The 1,251-nt window shown below is 52.6% G+C and carries 2 protein-coding genes; one reads left to right on the plus strand and one right to left on the minus strand.

Annotated elements, in window-relative coordinates; translation table 11 throughout:
- On the plus strand, positions 1-948 hold a 948-nt coding region (locus AC1DRJ_RS28260), incomplete at its 5' end, for a type II toxin-antitoxin system HipA family toxin (protein ID WP_477805041.1).
- A gap of 91 nt (positions 949-1,039) precedes the next feature.
- On the opposite strand, the gene AC1DRJ_RS28265 is transcribed toward AC1DRJ_RS28260, so the two are convergent.
- Positions 1,040-1,249, minus strand: a complete 210-nt coding sequence (locus AC1DRJ_RS28265; RefSeq protein ID WP_477805042.1) for a hypothetical protein — start codon at positions 1,247-1,249, stop codon at positions 1,040-1,042.
- Positions 1,250-1,251 lie beyond the last annotated feature (2 nt).

A 1,251-nucleotide genomic window follows, 5' to 3' on the forward strand; every position in this document is an offset into this window, starting at 1 on the left:
ATGTTATTGCTGGCTCTTTCCGGTAGCAGTTCGCCGATTGGACGAGTCCAGGTACGCTCCGAAACGGTCGATATTTTACTGGCTGAACAACAATTTCCAGGGGAAAAGCTCGAAGAGATTCTGACGTGGGACGGTACCGAAGATATCTTCGCTGACCTGCTTGATCGTTACATTCTTCGTGCAGGCATTTCAGGTGTTCAGCCGAAGGTGTTGGTACCTGAACAGCAGGAAACCGGTTTGCCGCGAGTCACCTCGAAAACCTCCGATTTGATCATCAAAAGTGGTCGGGAGGAGTTTCCCGGGCTGGCGATCAACGAGTTTCTTTGCATGTCCATTGCCAAGGAAGCGGGTATTCCCGTTCCAGAGTTCTTTCTGTCCGATAACGCGCAGCTGTTTGTCATGCGACGCTTTGACCGAGACGATCAGCTAAACCCGATTGGTTTCGAGGACATGGCAGCATTGATGGGGCTTTCGGCTGATCAGAAGTACAGTAAAAGTTATGCGGCCATTGCCAAGGCGGTACGGCTTTTTTGTCCGGCAAGACACCTGCGTTCCTCTCTCGATCAACTCTTCGATAGTGTTGCCTTGAGCTGCATCATCGGGAACGGTGATGCTCACCTGAAAAACTTTGGTTTGCTTTACTCGGAGCCTACGCAGCGCGATGCGCGGTTGGCACCGGCTTACGACATCGTCAACACCACGGCCTATATCCCGGAAGATGTTTTGGCTCTGGATTTGGCAGGCAACAAGTCATTATTTGCCTCATGCCAAGGGTTATTGGAGTTTGCACAAACGTGTGAGATCGAACAGCCAAGAGCGCGCATCCAGAAATTGTTAGCGGCGCTGGAGGTCGTGCTTGACCGCTATCCGCAGCATCGAGAACGTGCTCCTCATGTTGTAAGTGCCATTCAACGAGCGGCTGCTCCATTTGTGCTGACGTTTGGGTAAGCTGGTTGCTAGTTGAAACCAAAAAAGCACCTGCGATGTTTTCGTCAGGTGCTTTCGTTATTGATGAGCTACAGCCATTTCGTTACATCGTCTAAATCTGTGCCCGCAATCGTCGACCGACGACATCCATCAAGTCGCAGCCATCTCGTAGCGACGTCACCAGTACYCGCGCCAGTTCGCTGTGAACACCCTCGCCAAACGCGATGCTCTCCAGCAATTGGGTCGCGGTGCGGATGCGGTAAGCCGCGGTTTCGTGCAATACGTCCAGCGGTGCTTCGGTGTCGATCAGCAACGACGCGATGG

The organism is Pseudomonas sp. P5_B2, from assembly GCF_056400445.1.